Annotated in this window: 18 protein-coding genes; 16 read left to right on the top strand and 2 right to left on the bottom strand. The window is 48.8% G+C overall.

Going from position 1 to position 24635, the window contains the following annotated elements:
* The first annotated feature begins 7 nt into the window (after positions 1 to 7).
* On the top strand, positions 8 to 985 hold the full coding sequence (locus ASL14_RS07195) for an aldo/keto reductase (protein WP_134911048.1): 978 nt from the start codon (positions 8 to 10) through the stop codon (positions 983 to 985).
* 152 nt (positions 986 to 1137) lie between these two features.
* Here ASL14_RS07195 and ASL14_RS07190 read toward each other — a convergent pair whose 3' ends face one another.
* Together ASL14_RS07190 and ASL14_RS07185 are read right to left on the bottom strand one after the other, a co-directional pair.
* Positions 1138 to 1938 (bottom strand): WYL domain-containing protein, encoded by an 801-nt coding sequence (locus ASL14_RS07190; RefSeq protein ID WP_134911047.1) that lies wholly within the window; start codon positions 1936 to 1938, stop codon positions 1138 to 1140.
* The gene (locus ASL14_RS07185) at positions 1913 to 3238 is read right to left on the bottom strand and encodes a helix-turn-helix transcriptional regulator (RefSeq protein ID WP_134911046.1); all 1326 of its coding nucleotides are present in this window, start codon (positions 3236 to 3238) and stop codon (positions 1913 to 1915) included. The genes ASL14_RS07190 and ASL14_RS07185 overlap by 26 nt, the downstream gene beginning before the upstream one ends.
* A 242-nt stretch (positions 3239 to 3480) precedes the next feature.
* On the opposite strand from ASL14_RS07185, the gene ASL14_RS07180 reads away from it, so the two are divergent.
* The 15 genes from ASL14_RS07180 to ASL14_RS07105 all read left to right on the top strand — a co-directional run bounded on the left by ASL14_RS07180 (position 3481) and on the right by ASL14_RS07105 (position 24634).
* Positions 3481 to 4299 (top strand): nucleotidyltransferase domain-containing protein, encoded by an 819-nt coding sequence (locus ASL14_RS07180; RefSeq protein WP_134911045.1) that lies wholly within the window; start codon positions 3481 to 3483, stop codon positions 4297 to 4299.
* Positions 4300 to 4467: 168 nt separating this feature from the next.
* Positions 4468 to 5271 carry a TatD family hydrolase gene (locus ASL14_RS07175; protein WP_134911044.1) on the top strand — a complete coding sequence of 268 codons (804 nt, stop codon included), beginning with the start codon at positions 4468 to 4470 and terminating at the stop codon, positions 5269 to 5271.
* A gap of 402 nt (positions 5272 to 5673) precedes the next feature.
* Positions 5674 to 6270: an ECF transporter S component gene (locus ASL14_RS07170; RefSeq protein WP_134911043.1), complete on the top strand. Its 597-nt coding sequence runs from the start codon at positions 5674 to 5676 to the stop codon at positions 6268 to 6270.
* Entirely contained in the window at positions 6270 to 7754 is a 1485-nt protein-coding gene (locus tag ASL14_RS07165) for an ABC transporter ATP-binding protein (protein WP_134911042.1), read from the top strand. Before ASL14_RS07170 ends, ASL14_RS07165 begins: the two co-directional genes overlap by 1 nt.
* Positions 7729 to 8520, top strand: coding sequence for an energy-coupling factor transporter transmembrane component T family protein (locus ASL14_RS07160; RefSeq protein ID WP_134911041.1), 792 nt, complete (start codon positions 7729 to 7731; stop codon positions 8518 to 8520). The genes ASL14_RS07165 and ASL14_RS07160 overlap by 26 nt, the downstream gene beginning before the upstream one ends.
* Positions 8521 to 8660: 140 nt before the next feature.
* Entirely contained in the window at positions 8661 to 9386 is a 726-nt protein-coding gene (locus ASL14_RS07155; protein ID WP_134911040.1) for a methionine ABC transporter ATP-binding protein, read from the top strand.
* A complete protein-coding gene (locus tag ASL14_RS07150; RefSeq protein WP_134911039.1) occupies positions 9379 to 10050 on the top strand; it encodes a methionine ABC transporter permease in 672 nt (223 codons plus the stop codon). The genes ASL14_RS07155 and ASL14_RS07150 overlap by 8 nt, the downstream gene beginning before the upstream one ends.
* 380 nt (positions 10051 to 10430) lie before the next feature.
* Positions 10431 to 11288: a MetQ/NlpA family ABC transporter substrate-binding protein gene (locus ASL14_RS07145; protein WP_134911038.1), complete on the top strand. Its 858-nt coding sequence runs from the start codon at positions 10431 to 10433 to the stop codon at positions 11286 to 11288.
* 348 nt (positions 11289 to 11636) lie between these two features.
* Positions 11637 to 12056: a hypothetical protein gene (locus ASL14_RS07140; RefSeq protein ID WP_134911037.1), complete on the top strand. Its 420-nt coding sequence runs from the start codon at positions 11637 to 11639 to the stop codon at positions 12054 to 12056.
* Positions 12057 to 12071: 15 nt separating this feature from the next.
* Positions 12072 to 17042: a DUF4132 domain-containing protein gene (locus tag ASL14_RS07135; RefSeq protein ID WP_134911036.1), complete on the top strand. Its 4971-nt coding sequence runs from the start codon at positions 12072 to 12074 to the stop codon at positions 17040 to 17042.
* A gap of 177 nt (positions 17043 to 17219) precedes the next feature.
* Entirely contained in the window at positions 17220 to 18203 is a 984-nt protein-coding gene (locus ASL14_RS07130) for a Gfo/Idh/MocA family protein (RefSeq protein ID WP_134911035.1), read from the top strand.
* 516 nt (positions 18204 to 18719) lie between these two features.
* Positions 18720 to 21449, top strand: a complete 2730-nt coding sequence (locus tag ASL14_RS07125) for a beta-glucosidase (RefSeq protein WP_134911034.1) — start codon at positions 18720 to 18722, stop codon at positions 21447 to 21449.
* Between the two features lie 126 nt (positions 21450 to 21575).
* The gene (locus ASL14_RS07120) at positions 21576 to 23093 is read left to right on the top strand and encodes a glycoside hydrolase family 30 protein (protein WP_134911033.1); all 1518 of its coding nucleotides are present in this window, start codon (positions 21576 to 21578) and stop codon (positions 23091 to 23093) included.
* Between the two features lie 282 nt (positions 23094 to 23375).
* Entirely contained in the window at positions 23376 to 23714 is a 339-nt protein-coding gene (locus tag ASL14_RS07115) for an iron-sulfur cluster biosynthesis family protein (protein WP_134911032.1), read from the top strand.
* Positions 23715 to 24076: 362 nt separating this feature from the next.
* Entirely contained in the window at positions 24077 to 24634 is a 558-nt protein-coding gene (locus tag ASL14_RS07105) for an SLOG family protein (RefSeq protein WP_134914441.1), read from the top strand.
* Position 24635: the final 1 nt, after the last annotated feature.

Here is a 24635-nt window from a genome sequence, read left to right as displayed (position 1 = left end):
GAACAATATGAAGATTATGCCTTTACAGAAACGTGGAATCTCCGATAGTCGTCTGGTTCTGGGCTGTATGCCTTTTGGCGGAGAATGGAGCCAGGCGCCATTTACGCAGGAGCATATTGTTGAAGCAGAAAGAGCGGTGGAAGCCGCACGTTCCATCGGCATTACGATGTTCGATCATGCAGACATCTATCGTATGGGGAAAGCTGAAGAAATTTTCGGCCGGATTTTGAAGGGACAGCCTGGTTTGCGCGAGCAGATCGTTATCCAGTCCAAATGCGGCATTTTCCTGCCAGATGGTACGCTCCCAGGGCGATTTGATTTCTCATATGCTCATATTATGGAGTCTGTGCATGGTATTCTGAAGCGTTTGGGCACCGAATATTTGGACATCCTGCTGCTGCACCGTCCCGATCCACTGGTAGAGCCGGAAGAAGTGGCGGAGGCGTTCAGCAAGCTCAAGGAATCCGGTAAAGTACGGCATTTTGGCGTTTCCAATATGAATGTAAGCCAAATTCGGTTTTTGGAACGCAGTTTAGCCGGTCCGCTGGTGGCTAATCAATTGGAGATGAGCCTGGCGCATTTGCATTTTGTAGATCAGACGGTGCATGTGAATCAGCAGGCAGGGACGAATGTCCATTTTGGCGAAGGCTTGCTGGAATACTGCCAAACGGAGGATATTCAGCTTCAAGCGTGGGGTCCGCTGGCACAGGGACGTTTTAGCGGTGGTTCTTTGGACGGGGAGCCGGAGCATATACGTCAAACAGCAGAGCTGGTGCAAAAGCTGGCTGTTGAAAAGGAAACGACACGTGAGTCCATCGTGCTTGGCTGGCTCATGAAGCATCCGGCACGGATTCAGCCCGTGATTGGCAGCGCCAATCCTGAACGGATCAAGGCGTGTCAGGACGCAGAGCGCCAGAGTGAGCTGATGACCCGTGAGGAATGGTATGAGCTGTATGTGAGCGCACGAGGACAAGCTTTGCCGTAACTTTGGAATGCTTCTCAGCTTGTTATAGCAGGCACATTTTCATGAAAGAGTATGACTTGGTAATACAAACCGTAATTGAATAGGCCCGCCCTTTGTCTTATGGACAGAGTGCGGGCTTTTTTTTATTGGACGTATTCATATTTTTTCAGCGGCTAATCCTCTTCGTATCTTGCAAGTGCCCTGGCGGTTGTTTCCTTCATTCGGGAAATGAGCCGGGAACCTTGGACGACCTTGACGCGTTTGCCGAGGAAACGGATTTTGGACAGTACATATTCATCTTCGTCTGCCTGAAAAGTGAGCGTAATACGATAGGTATCCACATCCTGAACATACTCCACCTCTTTCTCAAAGCAGGAAAAGGCATATAAAATACGGGACATTTCCCCGTTGTAGACAGGAATAATTTCGATGATGCCCTGTTCCTTGCGTGACTCCAGAATACCGAGTATAAGTTGGGTGAATTTCTCGGTCTCTTCAGGTGGAATTTCCTCTTCGGTGATGGTTACGATGGTAGACAGCTTGGTGGACATCAGCGCACGGTGTTTGCGATTGTACCAAAGCAGGCTCCATTCCTTTTTGACCATGGAAAATTCCAGTTTATACGGAAAGCCGGACATACGCTCATGAACACGCCCGTTGCGCATTCTGTAGCTCATACAGATACCTGAGCGTGACCGCAGGATGGGACGAAATATACGCAGGAGCGGATGATAAACCGGGGAGGCAGGGATGCCTGCTTTTTCCCTTAAGCTGCCGTCGACTTCCAGCGGCTCGTCATCTGCGAGCATCAGCCGAAGCTTATCGAGCGTAGACGGGGTAAAAGCTTCTGCCGCCGCTGGATCTGCCAGCATGGACTGGAGCCAGATTCTTTCCTGCGATGTAGTAGCAAAAGCGCCCGATTCATCCAGCCGCGAGACGATCTGATAGTTAAATATTTTCTCGAATAGGCTCATAATAGGCTTGAAGCTCCTTCCATTCCTGCTTGAATTCCTGACGCAGCCGCTTGGGTTCCAATACCTCACAGCTTGATCCAAAGCTGCGTAGCCATGGTTTAATCTCGGTGATTCCATTCACTGTAATTTCATAGATAAAGGATTCACTTTCTTCCTCCGTGATCGTTCCCCATTGTCCCTGCAACAGCACACGCTCCCGAATAAAGTTGCGTTTGGCACCTTCGGGATTGAAAAAACGTACCCGCACCTTCACGGTGCGCCCGGTATCCACAAGCCAGCTATACCGCGTTCTTTCTTCCAACACGGCCAGCAGGTCGGCAAAACGCTTCTCCGACACGGGTTCGCCCTCCGCCAATTGTGTCATGCCCTCCATGCGGAACTTCATGATTCCTTTGCCCCCCACCTGACCCAGCACATACCAACGCCCGTATTGATGATCATAGATGACTTGCAAGGGAAGAATGGTGTGTTCACGGCCTTCGGTTTCTTTTTCAAACAGCAGATTTGTGTTCTGTGACCCATACATGCTTCGTTTGGCCGCCGAAAAGTACAAAAAAGTCACACAGCGACGTTGCCGAATGGCGTGAAGAAGCGGATGAATATGGGCCTCATCCAGAATGCGTGAGTAATAGTGGTATTTGTATAAAAAAGGTTCCACCATTTCCTGATCTCCGGCTTGACGACGCATGGCTTTTTTTAAAAGATCGCGCAGCAGATATCCCTGTACAGAGGGGAGGTGCGTATTCGCCATAATGTCCACAAAGTCATACAGGTCCAGTAATTCCTCGTCCGTCAGTCCAGTGACCAGATCATTGCGAACAGCATAGCGGTAAGGTCTGCCGCCGGGCTCCTTGCGAACCACGCCGACTTCGACCAGATATTTCAGGTCCGAACGGATCGTTTTCTCATCCGGGAGCGTACTGTCGGGAGGCAGCCCGTCGCAGCAGGCATCCAGCAGCTCCATGGTGGTCAGTGGTTGTAACTGTAGCGCTGTCAACAGAAGGGCCAGGCGGACGCTTTCCGACTCCTTGAGCGATTTGGCCCGAAACAGGAATAGCAGTAGTGGATCAGCGGATTCATAGTAGTTGAAGCGCAGCATTTCATTGAAGTCATGTCCTTGCTCCGCTGGTAACTGCTGCTGCACGGACTGAACGATTTCTTTGAGACGCCAGATCGTTTTATCAAAGGTATGTACGGAAATGCCCAGTCTGTCTGCAAATTGCTGCCGATTATAAGCGCCGCTCGTCAGTGTCAGCATGCGCAGAAATTGAATTTCTTTATCAAAGCTCTCTCTCGCCATGGAGGATTCCCCGTTTCTGTTGCCGTTCTCCGAAAATAAGTATCCCTTTATTCTAACAGGGAAGAGATGCAGGAAAAAGGGAATTTATTCATCTTTGTAATACTTTCGCCATGTTCGCGGCAAGCAAAATATAGGATGATATACATACCAAGTAGAATCCGTCAGCCAAGACGGGGTGTAGAATGAATGAGGAGCATTCAGGAAATATCAAGGTATAAAAGGGCGGTTAGGGAGGGAATAGCATGACAGATATAAAACATGAGCGGGATTCAATCAGACCGGAAATGCGTGAAACGATATTGCATGAGCTACGCGTTTTGGAGCAGGAGGAGCAGGTGCGGATTGTATATGCCTGTGAATCAGGCAGTCGGGCGTGGGGATTTCCTACACAGGATAGTGACTATGATGTACGTTTTATTTATGTAAGGCCGGTGGAGTGGTATTTGTCCATTTTTGATAAACGGGATGTGATTGAGCGTCCGATCAGCGATTTGCTGGATATCAACGGCTGGGATTTGAAAAAGGCGCTCAGTCTGTTTCGCAAGTCCAATCCGCCTTTGCTGGAATGGTTGCAATCCCCGATTCCCTATCTGGAGCCATATTCAGTGGCAGAGCAAATTCGCGCTATATCGCCGTTAACTTTTTCGCCTAAGTCCTGTATGTATCACTATCTAAATATGGCGCGGGGGAACTATCGGGATTATTTGCAAGGAGAACAGGTGAAGATTAAAAAGTATTTTTACGTGCTACGCCCGTTGCTGGCCTGTGGCTGGATTGAACGCTATAACAGCATGCCTCCGATGGAATTCGAGGACTTGCTGGAGGAATTAATTCCGGCAGATACAGAGCTTTATCAGGTGATCGGACATTTGCTGCAACGTAAAAAAGCGGGCGAGGAACTGGATATTGAGCCACAGCTTTCTGTGGTCAATGATTATATCCAGCAGCAAATGGCTTATTTTGAACAAAAGGCACCTTTGCTCCAGCATATGGAGGGTGGACGTGATCAGCAACTGGATGATTTGTTCCGTGCTGCGGTGAAGGAAGTATGGCAAGCATAGGCGAGCAGTCTGCGTGAATTTTCCGATTGTTGCCGTTATGTGTATAAGGAAGGACAGGGTGCGGACGGCAAGCCGATCTGTAAAGACTGGTTCGTTGACTATGAATCGGGAGAAATAATGGTATGGGAACATGATCCGAGATTATCGTTTTATAAAGGAGGAACTGAAATGGGCACGTCACTGATTGATATTGGTGTAAATCTGATGCATCGTTCGTTTCATGAGGATCGGGAGCAGGTGGTGGAGAGAGCGGCAGCTGAAGGGATTACACCGCTGATTATTACCGGGACAAGTGTCCGCAGCAGCCGGGAGGCTTCTCAGTATGCGGCACGTTATCCCGGCAAGCTGTATGCGACGGCTGGTGTGCATCCCCATGATGTCAAAGACTGTACCCCGGATACGATTCAACAGCTCCGTAAGCTGGCGGGTCAGCCGCAAGTCGTAGCCATCGGGGAATGCGGGCTGGATTATAACCGCGATTTCTCTCCGCGTGATGTGCAGCGTCAATGGTTTAGGGAACAGATTAAGCTGGCTGGCGAGCTGAAAATGCCGTTATTTTTGCATGAGCGGGATGCGCATGAGGATTTTGCGGCTATGCTGCGGGAGCATCATGGGTCGGTAGATAAGGCGGTGGTGCATTGCTTTACCGGAACGGCACAGGAGCTGCACACGTATGTAGATATGGGATTGTACATCGGTATTACAGGCTGGATCTGCGATGAACGACGCGGGAAGCATTTGCGTGAACTGATCAGGGATATTCCGCTGGACCGTCTGATGATTGAAACGGATGCTCCATTTCTCACCCCGCGTAATTTACCTGTAAAGCCGAAGGAAGGGCGCAATGAGCCGATCTATCTCGCACATATTGCCGCTACGGTTGCAGAATGTACAGGTCGAAGCATTATGGAGATCGAAATCGCGACGACGGAGACGGCAAAACGTTTTTTCGGATTATCTGTAGAAGAATAAATGGTTATTGAAACCAATATTAGGATTGTCAAAGCAATAGATGTGGTGTACATTATAGTGAATTAAAAAGCATTGTCGGGAGCTTGAGAAAGTCAGGCTGAGAGGGTGGCCCTTGCCATCGACCGTGAAATCTGATCTGGGTAATGCCAGCGTAGAGAAACCTAGAACACTATACAGGAATGCCGCTTGTTTTGCGGTTGTCGATAGATTCGGTTCATATCTTATAATCAAGCTAGACGGCTGCGCTTGGGCTACTGGTTATATGAGGCATATCGACGAATGATGTTTTGTATGGTGATCCACCTTTTACTGCGCATAAAGCTTGCCTGGAGATTCAGCTCCGGACAAGCTTTTTTTCATGGCCACGAGGCCCATTTTAAGGGAAAAGGGGAGCACATCATAATGAATATTGCTGTAAAAGCGTCTAAAGGATTGAAGCTGACGGATATTTTGGTCACGATTGTGATCGCCGTCGTGTTCGGGTTGGTCTATAAAATATGGGGGCCTGCGTATGATCTGGTGAAACCGCTTGGGCTGAACGCCGAGCAATTGGTGTACGGCATGTGGTTTATGGCGGGCACATTCGCATACCTTATTATCCGCAAGCCGGGAGTTGCGATTTTGGCAGAGGTGGCAGCGGCAACGGTCAGTGCTTTTTTGGGAAGTGAATGGGGGATGTCTACCTTGTACTATGGCTTGCTGCAAGGATTGGGAGCAGAGCTGTTTTTTGCGGTTTTTCTGTACCGGAACGCCAATCTGTGGGTCACTTCCCTGGCTGCGGCTGGATCGGCTATAGCCTCCCTGATTTTAGACTTCAGTTACGGGTATATTGATCAGCTTTCGACCTGGAACTATGTTTTGTATGTCGGATTTCGCATGATTGGCAGTATTGTGATTGCCGGAGTGTTCGCGTTCTATCTGGCTAAGGCGCTGGAAGTCACCGGGGTGACACGTACCTTGAGACCCGCAACGGAACAGGACTATAAGGGGCTGGACTAATGAGTTGGGTAGCCGAAGATGTAGTGGCGTCGGTCACTCGTCTTCGTTTGAAATTTCCCGGTGAGCAGGAATTGATCTTCCACAATATGTCTGTATCCGTCCGCAAGGGGGAAAAGCTGCTGCTGCTTGGACCGAGTGGATGTGGTAAATCAACGCTGCTCCAGGTGCTGAGCGGTCTGATTCCACGCACGATAGAAGTGCCGATGAAATGTGATGCTGCTGTCATTCCGGCGCGTGCGGGTGTCGTATTTCAAGATCCAGATACGCAGTTTTGTATGTCGTATGCGGACGAGGAACTGGCTTTTGTATTGGAAAATAATCAGGTTCCCCGGGAGCAAATGCCTTCTCGTATCCGCGAGCTGCTGACGCAGGTAGGTCTTTCAACGGATGAAATACATATGCCGATTGGCAGCATGTCTCAGGGCATGAAGCAACGGCTGGCGATTGCGTCTGTGCTGGCGATGGAGCCGGAGGTGCTTTTTCTGGATGAGCCGACGGCTTTGCTGGATGAAGAAGGAACCGCACAGGTGTGGGATACGATTCGCCACATTTCAGAAGATCAGACGCTAGTGATTGTGGAGCATAAAATTAATGAAATTGTCCATGATGTGGACCGGATTGTGGTGCTTTCTGCTCAAGGGGAAATCATGGCGGACGGGACTGCGGAGGAGGTATTTCATAAGCATCGGCAGGAGTTGTCTGATTATGGTGTCTGGTATCCGGGCGTATGGGATGAGGCATCTTTACCACGTTGGAGTGAACAAGGGACACAGGAGCATGGAGTGGGGAATGACTGCGGGACGTTCATCTTGGCAGCGGGTACTCCTATACTGGAGCTGGAGCATCTCAGCGGCCTTCGGGGTTCGAACTCAGTCATTTATGTAGAGCAAGCGCAGGTGAAGCCGGGGGACTGGATTGGTGTGGTCGGTGAAAATGGGGCTGGTAAAAGCTCGCTGCTGCTCTCCATGATGCGCTTAATCCGAACGCAGGGAAGTTACAGCGTGGACGGAATAGAGGCTGGCGGTACGGAACAGCTGGCAGAGCGTATCGCGTTCGTGTTTCAAAATCCGGAGCTGCAATTCGTAGCGCACACCGTTCGGAAGGAACTGGAGTATTCGCTGCCGGAGGACTTGTTTACGGCTGAACAGCGCCGGGAGCGAGTGGATCGAATGCTCGTACAGTTTGGGCTGGAACGGCTGGATGAACGTCATCCGTATCAGCTTTCGTTGGGGCAAAAAAGGCGGCTGAGCATTGCCACAGCCATTATCCGTGAGCCAGCGGTGCTGCTGCTGGATGAGCCGACCTTTGGGCAGGATGCGCGTAATACCTTTGTCATGCTGGACATGCTGGAACAGCTTAGAGCGGCAGGCACGGCGATTGTGATGGTCACGCATGACCCGGAAATTGTCCGTCGATATTGCACGGATATATGGCGGATACAGAAGGGGGAACTGCGGCATGAACCTGTCTTTTCCCCATCATGAAACATGGCTTCACCGGGTTAATCCGGGATTAAAGCTTGTTATGTTTTCCTTGTTGTTCGTGGTCGTCATTCTGATTCACAATCCGAACGTGATGTTCAATGTAGCGTGCGCTATGCTGCTGTTGCTCGTCTGGTCAGGCCATCCGTGGAAGCGACTGCTGCTGTATGGTTCTCCCTTTATACTGGTGTTTATTTCAACCTCCACAGGCATGATGATGTTCGGCAAAGGGGTGACGACCTGGTGGACATGGGGCCTGATCCATATCACGCAGGAAAGCTTTTATCGGGGAATGCATCTTGGATTTCGTGCACTGAGTATGGCGGCGGCAGGACTGTTATTTGGTTTGACGACCCGCCCGGTGAACCTGTTTTATTCGCTGATGCAGCAATGGAGGCTTCCTCCGAAATATGCGTACAGCTTTTTGGCGGCGATGCGGATGATGCCGATGATGCTGGAGGAATTCCAAACGTTGAGACATGCCCACCGCATTCGGGGTGTACATCAGCATGTGTCCAAATGGAATATGTATGCTACGCTACGCAGATATGCGATTCCGCTGCTGGCTCAAAGCATCCGGCGCGCCCAGCGAATTGCTATTGCCATGGAGGCCAAGGGTTTTGCCAATGAGACCAAGCGCACGTATTATTATGAGATCCGTCATTCGGCTGTAGATATCGTGTTTATTTGTTATTTTGTGGTGATGATTGCACTGGCTTGGGGACTTGGTATCCAGTTTCCTTATGTGGGGACATGGGATGTACGCTAATTGTTGCCAAAAGGCTTTGCCGGGTTTCTGCCCTGTGGTATATTAATGCAATGGGAAATGACGGCTCGCATAAACCCGCCTGGTCTGGCGGGCTTTATTACGTATTCCCTGAGAAATGGATCATCAGGAGGCCAGGTTTCATGATTACGCTGCATCAGGCAAGCAAGCATTATACGACCTCAAGCGGCCCATTTCAAGCGGTTCAATCCGTGTCCCTTCATGTGGAGGAAGGGGAGATTCACGGTTTCATAGGCACCAGCGGCGCCGGCAAGTCTACATTGCTCCGGTTGATGAATGTATTGGAACAGCCGGATGAGGGAAATGTGGTTGTAAATGGAGACGAGCTGACCCGTATGCCGGAAAAACGTCTTCGTGAAGCGCGGCGATCCATCGGGATGATTTTTCAGCATTATCATCTCGTCCACAACCGTACGGTTAGTGGCAATGTGGCAATGCCGCTGGAGCTGGCAGGCGTACCGAAAAAAGAGAGAGCGCTACGTGTGCGCGAATGCCTGCAATTCGTCGGCCTGGCTGACAAGGCGGAGCAGTATCCAGCACAGTTGAGCGGAGGCCAGAAGCAACGTGTGGCGATTGCCAGAGCGCTGGCGAATCGACCTGCGGTGCTGCTTTGTGATGAGCCGACCTCGGCGCTTGATCCGCAGACAACGGCGGATATTCTAGGCGTGTTGCGGGAGATCAACCGTGAGCTGGGCGTTACGATTGTGATCGTGACGCACGATATGGACGTGGTGCGGAGTATTTGTAGCCGTGTTTCGGAGATGCGGGATGGGCGACTGCTTTCAACGCAGCCTGTAGGCGGTCCATCGGACAGCTCAAAAGCGGGAGAAGGTGAAGCCCATGAATGAAACGCTGAGCATCATTGCGCAGTATCAGTCCGAGATATGGAAGGCTATCGGAGAGACGTTTATCATGGTGGGCATTTCCATCGCAGCAGCCGTGCTGCTGGGACTTCCGGCAGGAACGATGTTGTATTTGTGCGGCAAGGGGCAAAAATATGAGAATCGGCTGGTGTTCACCATATTGAACAGTTTGGTCAACGTCATTCGCTCGTTCCCGTTCTTGCTGCTGGTCGTGTTTATGATTCCATTTACACGTCTCGTGGTGGGTACGGCGCTGGGTACGATGGCAGCTACGGTTCCCATGTCAGTGGTAGCCATTGCCTACTATTCAAGGCTGGTGGAGCAGTCACTGCTGGATGTGCCCAAGGGTGTAATCGAAGCTGCCACTTCTATGGGGGCGTCTACCCTCCAGCTTATTTTTAAATTTTTGTATGTGGAAGCCCGTTCCGGGCTTGTACTGGGGTTGACCACGTCGACCATCAGCTTCATCTCTTACTCTACGGTGATGGGCATTGTGGGCGGCGGCGGCGTGGGCGATTTCGCCATCCGCTACGGTTATCAGCGTTTTGAAACCGGATTGATGGCGTTCACCATCGTCGTCATGATTATTTTCGTGCAAACGATCCAGTTCACCGGAAGCACCATATCCCGCCGGATCGACAAGCGATAGTATATGCTATAGCCTGCTACGTTAAGACGGATGCTCTATCGACGCCCTATTTGCTCAAAAGTAACAGCAGCCTGCGGCAAGGAAAGTAAGCTGAGGGGAATCACTCAGCACCTAATGCTCGTAAGCACTACATCTGCACCACCCACCATGGGAAATGAGAATGACTTTACAGTGCCTCAAAAGCGTAGCGGGCAGAATTGTTCTAAAGAAGCGATAGCGTTCGCCTTTACCCCCGGATTTTTACCTTATAATGTTTTACTAAATGAAAAAAATCCGGGGGTAACAGCGATCGGAAGAACAATCTGCACGCGAAGCGGCTCCCCCTCTGTAACTCACTCTCCTCTTCCCAATCACAAATTTACTTGGAGGTTTCTCACCTAATGAGTCGGAAAAACAACCTGAAAACTAACCTGAAATTACTTACACTATTCGCTGTCGTCATGCTGCTGGTTGCCGGATGCGGCGGTCAAAAGCAGGCGGCACAAGAAACACAGCCTAAAGAAGCGACTTCTCAAAAAGAAGTGACTTTGAAAGTGGCGACGCTGATTCCCCCGATGACGGATGTATTGGATATCGTAAAACCATTGCTCAAACAGGACGGAGTTAATCTGGAAATCGTCGTGCTGTCGGACAATATTCAACCCAATAACGCACTGGCAGCCCATGAAGTGGATGCAAACTTCTTTCAGCATGCTCCTTTTATGCAACAATACAATGAAAGCAACAAGTCTGATCTGGTAGCAGTCAAACCGATTTACAACGCCATCTATGGCGCGTACTCTAAAAAATACAAGAACATTAAAGACCTGCCCGAAGGTGCGACGATTGCGATTGCCAACGACCCAGCAAATACCGGACGTTCTCTCGTAATGATGGAGCAAAACGGTCTGATCAAGCTTAAAGAAGGTGTAGGCTATAATGCCACACAGGCTGATATTATTGAAAACAAGAAAAAGTTTGTGTTCAAAGAAGTCGATCTGTTAATGCTGGCGCGGTCGCTGGATGATGTGGACATGGCTGCCATGTATCCCGCTTATGCCAAGCCGTTGGGCCTGACACCGAAGAAGGACGCGTTAATTACTGAAAAGGACGATACCCACTTTGCCATTAATCTGGTAGCGCGCAAGGATAATGCGGATTCGGATGCCATTCAAAAGCTGGCGAAGCGAATGACTGGTCCGGAGGTTCGTAAATTTTTCGAGGATAATTACAAGGACAGCGTTGTCCCAGCATTTTAAATAAATACGAGTGTTGAAACGTTGTTTTATGATTAGTTGCGGCCTGTATAAGGTAATGAAGTCTGTGATGAGCAGATGGAGTTCCTTGTGCAGGTCTTTTTCTTTTCTATCCTTAATATGGATATTCTTTATCGAAAACAGGGTAAAAAGTCTTAGTTTTTAAGTTTACTGGGCGTGATATGGCTGTGATTTTTGGTCATATAGGGCGATGGAGTATTGCTTGGGAACATATTAAAATAAATATACGAACAAACATTCGTTTTCGATTTCGTTAACGGTGTCTTTGTATGGGTGGAAAATTCAACTGACAACGGGTCAGAAGCGGGAGCAATAAGGAAGGGGAACGACATGAAGCTGGCTGTAACTGTAAAAAGTTTGGGAAAACGAAAGCCGGAACTCGCAAAACAGGAAATGGAGCTGAATCCTGTCCCTGAAACTTTGCGAGAGCTAATTGCTGCTACCGTCGCCCTGAATGTCCGCAGACTGCGTGAAAAGCAGGAGAGTGTCGCATTGATCCCGTTCCTCACAGGGCAGGAGGTTCAGGCGCAGGGCGAGACAGGCAAGGTAGGATTCGGCTCCATCTATAATGATGGTGTTCCTGATGTGGAGGATGCGGTAAACACGGCGATGCAGGCTTTTGAAGACGGCTTGTACAGGGTTTTTGTACGTGACGAGGAAGCTACTGTGCTGGATGCCCCTTTGTTGCTTGAGGATGGAGACGAGATTGTATTTATACGGTTCACAATGCTGGCCGGAAGCCTATGGTAGAGGGGGAAATGAAATATGCATCAGGAGAAAAATGAGCAGGAATATTTCACCGAACTGAAGGGGCGCGCGGCGCAACTGGATGGACAACAACAGGAATTGGCCCAACATGTTATGGAACTGGGTCGAATTCATTACATACGCGAGGATGAGGAGCCTTTTAACGAATGCCAGCGCATATTAAAAGTACAGGCAGAAGCAAGCGGAGAGCCGCTGTTCAAGCCACTGGCAGAGGTACTGCGTCAGTTGATTGGAACAACGGCCGGGGATGTGTTTACATATATAACGGAGCATGTGACTGAATATCCTTACAGTACAGGGTATGAGCGTAAACCGTTCCGTACCTCGGATATCACATTCCATACTTCGCGGATTTATAAAAGAATGGTGCAGCTTATCCGAATGGACTGGATCGGCTTCTCGCTTATAGATTATTTAACGAAAAAGGATTATGAACATGGGAATGACTATCGGATTCAAGAGACGATTAGTGATTGGATAGCCTATGAGTTGGACAACGGTAATCCGCAGGTCTTGGAGGCGCTAAAGGGTATTGTTTATGGCGATAACCAGACTGCGCTTCTTACGCGTGCCATGATTAAAGGAATGCTCTTGAGCCATCAAGAGGAGAATTACCATATGATCGGCGAGCTTTTGGCAGCTGCCAAGCTTCAGGAGGGATTGCGCCAAAGCATCGTGGAGCAAATGGATGAAGGAACCCCGGAGGCTCTTGTATATCTGTTGAAGGTGATTATCGACCAAGGTTTCATTCGTTACAGCTCGGTGGTACGGGCGCTTGCGGTATGGACAGGCATGGGCTTGGAGTCTGCTAATCAGCGGGTGGTTCGCCAACTGATCGAGCAGGCGTATGAAGCATTGACGAAAAGCGAGCTGCGTCAGGAATGGCTGACTAGCGCGAATGCCAATGAGGTATATATGAGCTTGTGGGCTACCGCAGTACATGAGGAACGTGATCTGTATGGACAAGTTCGGCAAGTCATGGAACAGGGAGCGCCTTATCAGAAGATTGTAGCGCTTTATGTACTCTCTAACAGTGAAAACAAGGATGTGCGTCTGGGGATTGCCAGAGAATATCTGAATGAGACGGACCCGGAGCTTCAATACTGGGTACTGACGAACTATACAAGTAATTATTTTTACGAATGGGTAGAAGGAGGGACGGTCGCCGATCGGATCGTTAAAGTGGTGCGTACTCCATTACTGAAAAATAAAGAAGAGCGGCGTAAGGATTTTGAGCGACTTCATGCTCTGTTTGAACAGATGAAAAAAGGCGAGTCTACCGAGCCCTCCAAGGTACTGGATTTTGTAAACGTTTATCACCGTTCAGATGCGCCAATTCAAAAAATGCTGTATCTCGTCAGTTATGATATGGACGCGACCTGGATCGGTGAAATCGTAGCTTTGAAGGATCAGATTAGCCCTGATCTGCGTGGCGAGCTGCTGAATCATTTTGTGCAGAACCCGGATGATACGGTGCAACGTGAATTTATTTTCTCAAGCCTGTCCGACAAAAGTATGAGCATTCGCGAGTTCGCTGTTGCCAAGGCGCACAAGCTGACGCTGGCGGAAGAAGAAATGCAGCAGATGGAGGGGCTCTTGAAGCTCAAGACGGGTTCCCTGCGGCAAAGTGTCATTGGTGTGCTGCTGGTACAGCCGGATAAGTCTCTGAATGGCTCGTTGGAACGGTTGCTTCGAGCAAAGGCGGAGCTGCAACGATTGGGCGGACTGGAAATATTGACGAAGATCTATGCAGACCCCGAGCGTGCCGAGCAGTATGAAACCCTCCAGCCTTTAGCAGATATTATCCAGCAGCCGACGGCTAAGGAAGAACAACTGCTGTCCAAGCTGGGGCAGGAGGATGCTTATACGGGGACAAACGGCTTTGGCTTGTACGAGCCTGCTGCCAAGGAGGCTTGGTTGGAGCAACAGCCGGATCTGGGGGATTTCCGGTTGAGTGATGTTTTTGTGGGTTCACTGGAGAAGATGAAGCAATTCCTGAGCGGACTGAATGAGCTTGTCCACCAGCATCGTGATGTAGAATATACCGCTGAGTATTATTCGGGTTACAAAGAAACGCTGCTAATCGGCGCTAATTTTCGTACCGTGCGGTTGGCTCAGCCTAATGAGGAAGCAGTTTCCATGCTGTCTTTATATCCTCTTCACGAGGAATGGAGTCGTTATTTGCAGGAGAGCGACATGGAAGCCAGTGAACTGCTAGAGCTTGTTTTATATGACCGATTGGAGTCTATGGATCAAACACTTGACCGCTATTACCGTTATTTCTCCAATCATAACATGGACTATTCAGAACTGAGCAAGCACAAGCTGCTGGAAGGATGGCGTAAAGATTTCGCTGAACAAATGTATCCTTTAGATCGAATTAACGAGATGCAGCGATGGATAGCAGAGTTGACGTATAACGATCAGGTAAGCACGCTGATTAATGCTTATTTTCTGGACACTCCCGGTGATAAAACCTTTGATACCATTGATTTCTCGTTGAATACATTGATGCAAGCTATGTCGAAGGACAGACCTGCTGAGGACATGGGAATGCTGCACCTGCTGTCCAGCCCGTGGATCGGGTTGGAGAAAGGGCGTGTATATGATGATGAGTCCTTTAAACGTTTTTTCCATACCTTTGTAAACTATAATGAGCTGGCAGGCGTATTAAATCACTTTTATTCACCGCTGGAGCTGGAGGATTATTTTAAAGCGTATGAAAAAGGGCTGATCGGTGTAGGAGAAGTGTATCGGGAACTGTTGGCTGGCAGTGACAGCAGAAGACATATGAGTTCCTTAACGAATGCCCGCAATACATGGATTGCCAGCAATCCGGAATTTTTGGAAATACGGCGTACGGTTATTGACCGACTGCTGGAGGTTGAATTGGTTCGAGGTGATTTGCCTACCGAGGCCACGCCAAAAGTGATGGGATTGAGCCGAATTGAAGGCATGGATTATTTCCTCCGTATTCTGGATGGACTCGATAAGGAAACGTTCGTGCGTGGTTATGTGTACGGCTACGGCGATCGTATTACCAAAAAGGAATCGTTCAGCCACTTGCTCAAGGCATGTTATCCGCGTGATGGCGAGGATTCTTTTTTGCTGAAGGAAAAGCTGAGTAACGCTAAAATTACGGATAAACGTCTGCTGGAGGCGGCAATGTATGCTCCACAGTGGATTGAAATTGTAGCAGATTACCTCGGATGGGAAGGTCTTCGCAGTGCTGCATGGTACTTCCATGCGCATATTAATGAAGGTTTTTCCGCCGAGAAGGAAACGATTGTAGCTCATTATTCGCCGATTGCTCCGCAGGATTTTAATGATGGAGCCTTCGATATTCACTGGTTTCATGAGGCCTATGAGACGTTGGGCGAGGAACGTTTTGATCTGCTGTACGACTGTGCCAAATATATTTCGGCCGGAGCCAATCATCGCCGATCCCAGTTATTTGCGGATGCGACGCTGGGTAAGCTGAAACTGAATGAAATGAAAAAGTCGGTGGAAGACAAACGGAACAAGGAACATTTGCTGACCTACAGTCTGATTCCTCTTGTCAAACCTCCTGAACCAGATGTACGGGAACGTTATGACTTCATCCAGAAGTTTCTGGAACAGAGCAAAAAATTCGGGGCACAGCGTAAGGCCAGTGAAGCTCTGGTTTCACGAATTGCGCTTGGGAATTTGGCACGTAATGCAGGCTATGATGATGTAACCCGGCTCGTGTGGGACATGGAAGCCCGTAAGCTGGAGGATCTTCGGTCTTATTTTGAGCCACATGCTTTGGAAGAGGCCACAACGATACAACTGGTCATTGATGAAGAAGGAACGGCAGAAATTGAGATTGTCAGCAAAGGGAAGGCGCTGAAATCTATTCCGGCTCGCTTCAAGAAGGATGAGTATGTTGCTGCGTTGAAGGAGCTTAAAGGCGATCTGGTGGATCAGTACCGTAGAGCCCGCAAGGAATTGGAGCGCTCTATGGAGTCCGGCACGGCCTTTATGATGAAGGAATTAACGGGATTATTAGGCAACCCTGTGCTTGCTCCGTTGGTGCGAACGCTAGTTTTCAAGGCTGGAGATCGCTTGGGATATTTCAATGAAGATACATCAGGGTTGGCCGATCCTTCGGGTCAACAGTATCCCGTAGGTGAAGAGGACAAGCTGATCATTGCTCATCCGCTCCATTTGTACGAAAGTGGTCGTTGGAGCGACTTCCAGAAGGATTTATTTGACCGCCAGATTCGGCAGCCGTTTAAACAAGTGTTCCGTGAGCTGTATTTGCCGAATGCAGATGAACGTGCAAGTGCCATCGTTTCCCGTCGATATGCAGGACATCAGGTACAGCCGAATAAAACGGTAGCCCTGCTGAAAGGTCGCCAGTGGACGGTCAGCTATGAGGAAGGACTCCAGAAGGTGTATTATGCCGAAAACCTGATTGCTAACCTGTACGCGATGGCAGATTGGTTCTCACCAGCCGATACCGAGGCTCCTACACTGGAGATGATACAATTCTTTGATCGGACAACGTATAAGAGTGTGCCGTTGGAGGAAGTTCCTCCAGTGCTGTTCTCGGAAGTCATGCGGGATGTAGATTTGGTCGTCAGTGTCGCCCATGTGGGCGGTGTTGATCCGGAAGCCAGTCTTACGACCATTGAAATGCGCAGCGTTATTGTGCAGGAATCGCTGCGTTTGCTGAAAATCAGTAATGTACGCTTGGATGGCAATTATGCGCGTGTAGACGGCAGTCTTGGTGAATATGCGGTGCATTTGGGAAGCGGCGGTGTCTACAAGCAGGCGAAAGGAGCGCTGCATATCATTCCGGTGCATTCGCAGCATCGTGGGCGCATCTTCCTGCCGTTCCTGGATGAAGATCCAAGAACAGCCGAGATATTATCCAAAATTGTACTGCTGGCTGAGGATCAGAAAATCAAGGACCCGCAAATTCTTACGCAGCTTCAGGCGTAGGATAGAAGCTGTGATATAGAGATTCATTTTGAAGTAGCGTGAAGCCCCGTCCATGCAGATCCGTGTGGCGGGGCTTCATCATTTGCGTCAGATAATTCTTTTGTTCCTGGCAGGCGTTTGCTAGAATAAAGGAGGTTGTAAGTCAACGTTGACCATATTGCAGGGAGGGACACGAGTATGAGTAAGAAGATCAAATGGGGAATTGTCGGCACGGGATGGATTGCAGATCAATTCGCCGCGGATTTGGCGCATGTTACGAACGGGGAAGGGTACGCTGTTGGATCACGCACTATTGAAAGCGCTACCGAATTTGCAGCTAAGCATCAAATTGCACGCGCTTATGGAAGCTACAAGGAACTGGCTCAAGATCCCGAGGTAGATGCTATATACATAGGCACTCCTCATCCTTTTCATAAAGAAAATGTTCTGACGGCTCTTCGGGCGGGTAAAGCCGTTCTGTGTGAGAAGCCTTTCACTGTGAATAGCGGGGAACTGGAGGAACTGATCGGCTTTGCGCGTGAACATAAGCTGTTCCTGATGGAAGCGATGTGGACACGCTTTTTGCCTACGATTCGCCAAGTACGGGAGTGGATACATGCGGGACGAATTGGTGAGGTGAAGCTGGTTAAAGCGGAGTTTGGTTTTCGCGTAGATTGGAATCCCGAGGGACGGCTACTGAACCCCGATTTGGGCGGAGGTGCTTTATTAGATACGGGAATTTATCCGGTTTCTTTTGCTTCGATGGTGTTTGGTCCTGAACCCAAGCATGTATGGAGTACCGCTCATATCGGGGAAACGGGCGTTGACGAGACGTTCTCCATCCTGCTGGATTACGGAAACGGGCGCACGGCTATGCTTAACGGGGCAGTTCGTCTCGGACTGACGAATGAGGCATACATCCATGGCACAAAGGGATATATCCGTATCCCATCTTTCCTGAATAGCACATCGGCTACTTTACATGTGGACGGCGAAGAGGCACAAACCTTTCAGGATGACAGAGCTTCCACAGGGTATGCCTTTGAAGCAGAAGAAGTGGGGCGTTGCCTGAATGAAGGCTTGCTCGAAAGTACCACGATATCTTTGGATGAATCACTGGGTATTATGAAGCTGATGGATCAGATTCGCGCACAGTGGGGGCTTCGGTATCCTTTTGAGTAATTGAATTAAGAATTGAATAAAGAATAAACTACTTAAAGTCCAGAGAGCTTTTGAAGCTCTTTGGACTTTTTTGTGTACACCGTTTGGAATTAATGCAATCCCCATAAATTGGCTCAATAACAACTTTGGTCGCAGATTAGAGTTCTTCATATGAGCACTTGAATGAGTGGGTCATATGAATCATTTTTTGTGATTTAAATTAGTTAAAAAATCGTCATATAAAAGTGACAAAAATGTAATTATATCGTCAGTTAACTGAATTGTTAACGCTCTCTTTCTATGAAAATAAATGATGGTCCTAGGGAGTGGTTTCCAGAATTTTTCAATGAAATTTTCAGAAATGTACGGTAGGGTGTTGTACATGTCACTTGAGCCAGTGCGGCTTTTGCTGACTTGCTTGCTTATCCCGTGGATTTTGATTCTTGTCGGAGCTCGCAGGATCAAGAGCCTTTGCAAGCCTATGAGAGTTGAATTGGCATTCATCTCATGACCTAACATCAAGGAGGAATTACAAACGTGAAAGTGAAATCAACATGGTTGTTTCGTATGATGATGATGACCGTCATTGCGGCTGTTGTGATCGGTCCGATGAATATTGCAGGAGCGGCAGGAAGCCGGACAGACCGGCCCTGGATGAATACGTCCCTTTCGGCTGAAGAACGAACGACGCTGTTGTTGAAGGAAATGACGCTAGAAGAAAAAATAGATTTGGTGACTGGCAAGGTCAACAATTATTATGGATTTTACAATGATCCGATTGAGCGTTTGGGTATTCCGGCGCTGACGATGGCAGATGGTCCTGGCGGGGTGCGTATCGCCAATCCGGACGTTCAGAACAAGCAATCTACTGCACTGCCAGCTCCAATTGCGTTAGCTGCAACATGGGATACCAAAGCTGCCAAACAGTACGGTGATCTGATCGGAGACGAGGCTTTTAATACGACTCATAATGTCGTGCTCGGACCGGGAATGGATATTGCCCGCATTCCATGGGGATCGCGGAACTTTGAATCTATGGGTGAGGACCCGCTGCTGCAATCGCAAATGGCGACCGCTTATGTCAAAGGTGTACAAAGCCATCCTGTGTTGGCCACAGCCAAGCATTATCTTATGAATAATCAGGAGACAGAGCGCTTCACGACGAACGTCAAAGTTAGTGACCGTGCGCTGCATGAAATTTACATACGTCCGTTTCAGGAGGTTATTGCCAAGGCTGATTTGGGAGGGGCGATGTGCTCTTTTAACAAGGTCAACGGCGAGCCTGCTTGTGAGAATAAGACCCTCTTGACGGACCTCTTGAAGAAGGAGCTTCAATTCAAAGGTTTCATAATGAGCGATTACGGCGCGAACCTGAGTACAGTAGAGTCCGCTAATGCGGGCTTGGACCTTGAAACACCGGGTACACCTTTTGGTAAATGGGGAGATCAACTGCTGACTGCTGTCAAGAACGGCAAGGTAAGTGAGAAAACAGTTGATGATAAGGCTGGGCGTATTTTGGTGCAAATGTTCAGTAAAGGGTTGTTTGATCATCTGGTTAAAAATAAGCAGATTGATGCCCGTGACCATGGCAAGACAGCCCGCCAATTGGCTGAGGAGAGCATGGTGCTGCTGCAAAATAAAAATAATACTTTGCCAATTTCCAAGGATAAGCTCAAATCCATTGCTGTTATCGGTCCCGATGCAGATAATGGCACTGTAGCAGGCGGAGGCAGTTCGTTGGTGAACCCAACGTATACTGTAAGTCCGTTAGAGGGAATCCGCAATCGTGTCGGCAAAGGGGTTACCGTCCAATATGCACCGGGTACGGACCCGATTTCTGCAGGAGACATTATGCCGGGCCCATCGGCTGTACCATCCTCATTGCTGACCACATCCGACAAAAAAGAGGATATCAGCGTTGGGTATGCCACTTATGGAGATGACGAGCAGGGACTGCGGGGCGAATACTGGAAGAACAACAAAATGGAGGGCAGTCCGGTTCTTGTGCGTAATGATGGTCAGGTCAACATGAACCTTGGATTTTATAATTATCAGGGCTTTAATGCGAAGTCCCCTAAAGTTCCAAATACGCCAACGACACTTAACGGCTTGATATCGGCGCGCTGGACGGGAGCAATTGCAGCACCTAAGGATGGCGATTATGCATTATCTTTAACCAGTTTGGGATCAAGCAAGCTATATCTCGATGACAAGCTATTTGTGGATAATCAGGGCACGAAGCTGGGTACCACGAAGAAAAACATCTCGCTCAAAGCAGGTGAAAAGCACAAGGTGCGGATCGAATATCGTGCCGATTATCCGACAAATGGCCGTGATTCCGGTGGGATGGTTCGTTTGGGCTGGGAACCTCCGGCAGATACGTCAGACAAGCTGATTGACAATGCTGTGAAGCTGGCGAAAAAGTCGGATGTTGCGATTATCGTCACACGTACTTATGAGAGCGAAGGTTATGTTGAGCGTTCCGATATGGAACTGCCGAACAATCAGGATCGGCTGATCCGTGCGGTTGCCGCGGCAAACCCGAAAACCATTGTTGTGCAAATGAGCGGCAGAGCTGTACAAATGGACACTTGGCAGAATAAAGTTCCCGCCATCGTACAAGCATGGTTTGCTGGTCAAGAGCAGGGGAATGCCATAGCACGCGTTCTGTTCGGGGATGTGAATCCTTCCGGCAAGCTGCCCGTAACCTTCCCGGTTAACGAGCAGTCCACGCCGGTATCCTCACCGGAAAAATTCCCGGGTGTGAACGGAATAGGTGACTATTCGGATGGCATTTTTGTAGGCTACCGGGGATATGAGAAATCGGGAATTCAACCCGCATTTTCCTTCGGATACGGCTTATCCTATACGACGTTTGGCTATAGCGATCTGAAAACAAAACAGCACGCAAGCGGAAAGAAATCCAATCGTACGAATTCCGTCGAGGTCTCGCTGAAATTGAAAAATACCGGAAAAGTAGCTGGAGCAGAGGTTGTACAGGTATACAGCGGTAAGCTTCCGGCGAATGTAGAAACTCCATCGCGGCAATTGGCAGGCTGGTCCAAGGTCGAGTTGAAGCCGGGCCAAGAGAAAAATATCCGCGTGGAGCTGGACCCGAAAGCCTTCTCCTACTGGGACGAGAAATCTAAAGCATGGGTTATGCCATCGGGTGAAGTACCCATTTATGCAGGTAGCTCCTCTCAGGATATCCGTCTGACAGGAAGTGTTACCATTCCGGCAGCATCTACAGGAAAGACAGCGAAGTAACCCTGTTACATTTGTTCTAAAATGGTTATATTCAAGAGAGCGCGGGCATATGCACCGGCTCTCTTTTGCGCTAGGTATGCAAGGGGATTCCAAGTGAAAGCTGAAATAGAAGGAAGGCTGAGGACGATGAATAAACCCCAAAAGCAACGACGTTCCAACATGTGGCTGCTCGTAGCTGCAACTGCGATTTTGGTCTGTGCTATTCTGGTCAGTATTGCTATACGGAATAACCCTGAGCCGAAAGCAGAAAGTGACGTCAGCATGTGGCTGACGTCACCGGACCCGGCGAATCGCTTGACCCAGCAAGCTCCGATACATTGGAGTAACGATAATGCTAAAGGCAACACAGCGAACTCGAACGTACTGACGGTTGAGGTGAAGCCAGATATTCGTTACCAGACGATGGAGGGGTTCGGCGCAGCGGTATCCGGCTCGTCCGCTTATCTGATGATTCACGGCATGTCTCCGGATCAGCGTGACCAGTTACTCAACGATTTGTTTACCGCGAGCGGTATTCAATTGAGCTATATTCGCCACACCATCGGGGCATCCGATTATTCGGTGGATGAACAGGGACAGCCCAGCAGCTATACCTATGACGATGTGGCATCAGGCAAGGACTATGATCTGAACCACTTTTCCATTGCCAAGGATCGGGACGTGACGGATGTGCTAAAGCAGATCGTACGAAGAAATTCTGACCTTCGGATTATGGGAACCCCGTGGACTGCGCCGCCTTGGATGAAATATGGGGAGCAGACCTACAATGGCTGGTATTTGGACTATAACGATCCGCGCGTCTATTCCGCGTATGCTGACTATTTTGTACGTTATATTCGGGCTTATGCGAACGAAGGCATTCCGATTCAGGCGATTTCCATTCAAAATGAGCCGGAGTTCACCACGTCCAAGTATCCCAGCATGAGTATGGGGGCAGCCGAGCAGGCAAATTTTATTAAGCAATATCTGGGTCCTGCCTTAAGTCGGAACAAATTGTCTACCCAGATTATTGCTTTTGACCATAACTGGGATACCGGGAGTGACTATGCCCGCATGGTGATGGGAGATGAGCAAGCCCGAAGCTATACGCATGGCACGGCCTTTCACTGCTACAAAGGAGAGCCCACAGCGATGACAGACGTGCATAATGCCTTTCCGAATAAGGCCGTTTACATGACAGAATGCAGCGGGGGGCAGTGGAGTCCGGATTTTGGAGATAATTTGAGCTGGGATATGTCCAAGCTGATCATCGGCGCACCTCGCAACTGGTCGCAAAATGTCCTCTTCTGGAACGTGGCGCTGGATCCATCCGGCGGCCCGACAAATGGTGGCTGTACCAACTGTCGCGGCGTGGTTACCATTGATCCGTTGAGCGGTGCCATTACGAAAAATGTGGAATACTATGCGATTGGACATGCCAGCAAATTTGTCCGCCCGGGTGCGGTACGTATTGATTCCACGCAGTACAGCGGAAGTATTGAAACGGTCGCCTACCGTAACCCCGACGGTACCCTTGTCCTGATTGCTGCTAATACGGGAGCGGACGAGCGGACTTTCAAGGTTCGGCAAGGAAGCAAAGTCTTCACTTGCAAGCTTCCGGCCAAATCGGCAGCTACCTTTCAATGGAACTCTTCGGCTTCATAAAAAGGCCATTCTTCTGAATGCTTACAGTAGATTTAGAGCGCTCAGCCTATACGGCTGGGTACTCGTTTTTGTGTGTTTCAAAGTTCAAGCCGCGAAAAGATAAAATTTTAGTATTGTTCTGAAATGGTTCGGCCGACCATCACTCCATCGTTCAAAAAGTGAGTGCAGTCACACAAGTACAATGATAAGCTTAACTATAATGTATATATATACATCGTTTAAATTTCGCTCTTTTGGAATCACGGTTCCAAGTATTCATGCATAAAGGAGAAGAATAGCCTCATGGATATACAATTACAGTTGGACTCCTTGTCAGTTGAACGATTAGCAAGCGCACTTTTAGCACGACCGGGAGTATTTAAGTTGTTTTATGACACAGAGGGCTGTGGATGTAACGGCGTAATTGTCATCTTGGTGGTCACTGCGCCCGATGCTACCGATATAGTCATTCAGTCCGAGCCCTATTCTTTTTTTGTAGACCGGCAGCAGGAGCAGCAATTCGACAGCAGAATGAGGCTTGAGGCAGACCCTAATTATCCGTCGTTTAAATTGAGCAGCGATGCGGGCCTATTCAGCAGCAACATTAGAATTAAAGATGTGCGTGTCAAGTCGTCTACTTGAAGAGTAATGGGTGGCTAGGGGAAGTATGTAATGTAAACGGAGACGACTATTGCGAGTATGAAATCCGTTTTTAATAAGTTGGTAATAATACCCAAATATGGATTAGTTTTAATGGAGAAGAATAATCTTGCCCAATTTCAAAAATATCAGGAGAACAAATTTACCAAACGCATTATTCATAAAGAAGCATGAACCCGAAACCAGTAGCGAATCCCAAAAGACGAACCTCATCCACCAAACATGGAGCGAAGTTCGTCTTTTTGGACGTATTCACTTAGCTCTCCAAAGAACTAAGTTATGTAGTGGCCTCCTTGTAAGTGGTACAATAACCATTATGATCATTCGAGAAGGACGTTGAGATGATGAAAAACTTGCTCGTTTCGGGCTACCGCGCTCATGAATTGAATATTTTCAACCAAAAGCACGAAGGCATTCCATATATCAAAAAGGCGATCACAGGCAGGCTCATTCCCCTGATTGAAGAAGGACTGGAGTGGATTATTACTCCTGGTCAGTACGGGGTGGATCTGTGGGCCTGTGAAGTGGCAATTTCACTGAAGCAGCAATATCCTCACTTGAAATGCTCCATTATGGTGGCTTATCAAAATATGGAGGAAAAATGGAAAGAGGACAAAAAGGAGTATTTTCAGCAGATCTGTAAGGGAGTTGACTATGTAGGAGTCGTCAGCCGCCAGCCTTATCAGGGAATATGGCAACTCAAGGCACGGGATGAACTGCTTTTCCGCAAAACCGATGGTTTATTGCTCGTTTATGACGAGGATGCCGGGGAGGGCAGCCCACGTTTTATGAAAGAACTGGCATTAAAAAAACAACAGGCAGAAGGCTATCAATATATCAGCATTAGCTCTGAGGATATCCAAAGCATAGCCGATGAAGAACGACTATTCATGGACCTCTGAT

Source organism: Paenibacillus sp. IHB B 3084, from assembly GCF_001447315.1.
GTDB lineage: Bacteria > Bacillota > Bacilli > Paenibacillales > Paenibacillaceae > Paenibacillus.
Note: the sequence above shows the minus strand (reverse complement) of the source record. Positions and strands in the feature narration are given on the sequence as shown.

What these genes read in the sequence shown, in the direction of transcription:
- ASL14_RS07185 (WP_134911046.1), bottom strand. Translation starts at nt 3,238, where the DNA reads ATGGCGAGAGAGAGCTTTGATAAAGAAATTCAATTTCTGCGCATGCTG.
- ASL14_RS07165 (WP_134911042.1), top strand. Translation starts at nt 6,270, where the DNA reads ATGAGTTGGGTAGCCGAAGATGTAGTGGCGTCGGTCACTCGTCTTCGT.
- ASL14_RS07155 (WP_134911040.1), top strand. Translation starts at nt 8,661, where the DNA reads ATGATTACGCTGCATCAGGCAAGCAAGCATTATACGACCTCAAGCGGC.
- ASL14_RS07180 (WP_134911045.1), top strand. Translation starts at nt 3,481, where the DNA reads ATGACAGATATAAAACATGAGCGGGATTCAATCAGACCGGAAATGCGT.
- ASL14_RS07140 (WP_134911037.1), top strand. Translation starts at nt 11,637, where the DNA reads ATGAAGCTGGCTGTAACTGTAAAAAGTTTGGGAAAACGAAAGCCGGAA.
- ASL14_RS07120 (WP_134911033.1), top strand. Translation starts at nt 21,576, where the DNA reads ATGAATAAACCCCAAAAGCAACGACGTTCCAACATGTGGCTGCTCGTA.
- ASL14_RS07170 (WP_134911043.1), top strand. Translation starts at nt 5,674, where the DNA reads ATGAATATTGCTGTAAAAGCGTCTAAAGGATTGAAGCTGACGGATATT.
- ASL14_RS07115 (WP_134911032.1), top strand. Translation starts at nt 23,376, where the DNA reads ATGGATATACAATTACAGTTGGACTCCTTGTCAGTTGAACGATTAGCA.
- ASL14_RS07135 (WP_134911036.1), top strand. Translation starts at nt 12,072, where the DNA reads ATGCATCAGGAGAAAAATGAGCAGGAATATTTCACCGAACTGAAGGGG.
- ASL14_RS07105 (WP_134914441.1), top strand. Translation starts at nt 24,077, where the DNA reads ATGAAAAACTTGCTCGTTTCGGGCTACCGCGCTCATGAATTGAATATT.
- ASL14_RS07190 (WP_134911047.1), bottom strand. Translation starts at nt 1,938, where the DNA reads ATGAGCCTATTCGAGAAAATATTTAACTATCAGATCGTCTCGCGGCTG.
- ASL14_RS07175 (WP_134911044.1), top strand. Translation starts at nt 4,468, where the DNA reads ATGGGCACGTCACTGATTGATATTGGTGTAAATCTGATGCATCGTTCG.
- ASL14_RS07130 (WP_134911035.1), top strand. Translation starts at nt 17,220, where the DNA reads ATGAGTAAGAAGATCAAATGGGGAATTGTCGGCACGGGATGGATTGCA.
- ASL14_RS07150 (WP_134911039.1), top strand. Translation starts at nt 9,379, where the DNA reads ATGAATGAAACGCTGAGCATCATTGCGCAGTATCAGTCCGAGATATGG.
- ASL14_RS07160 (WP_134911041.1), top strand. Translation starts at nt 7,729, where the DNA reads ATGAACCTGTCTTTTCCCCATCATGAAACATGGCTTCACCGGGTTAAT.
- ASL14_RS07145 (WP_134911038.1), top strand. Translation starts at nt 10,431, where the DNA reads ATGAGTCGGAAAAACAACCTGAAAACTAACCTGAAATTACTTACACTA.
- ASL14_RS07195 (WP_134911048.1), top strand. Translation starts at nt 8, where the DNA reads ATGAAGATTATGCCTTTACAGAAACGTGGAATCTCCGATAGTCGTCTG.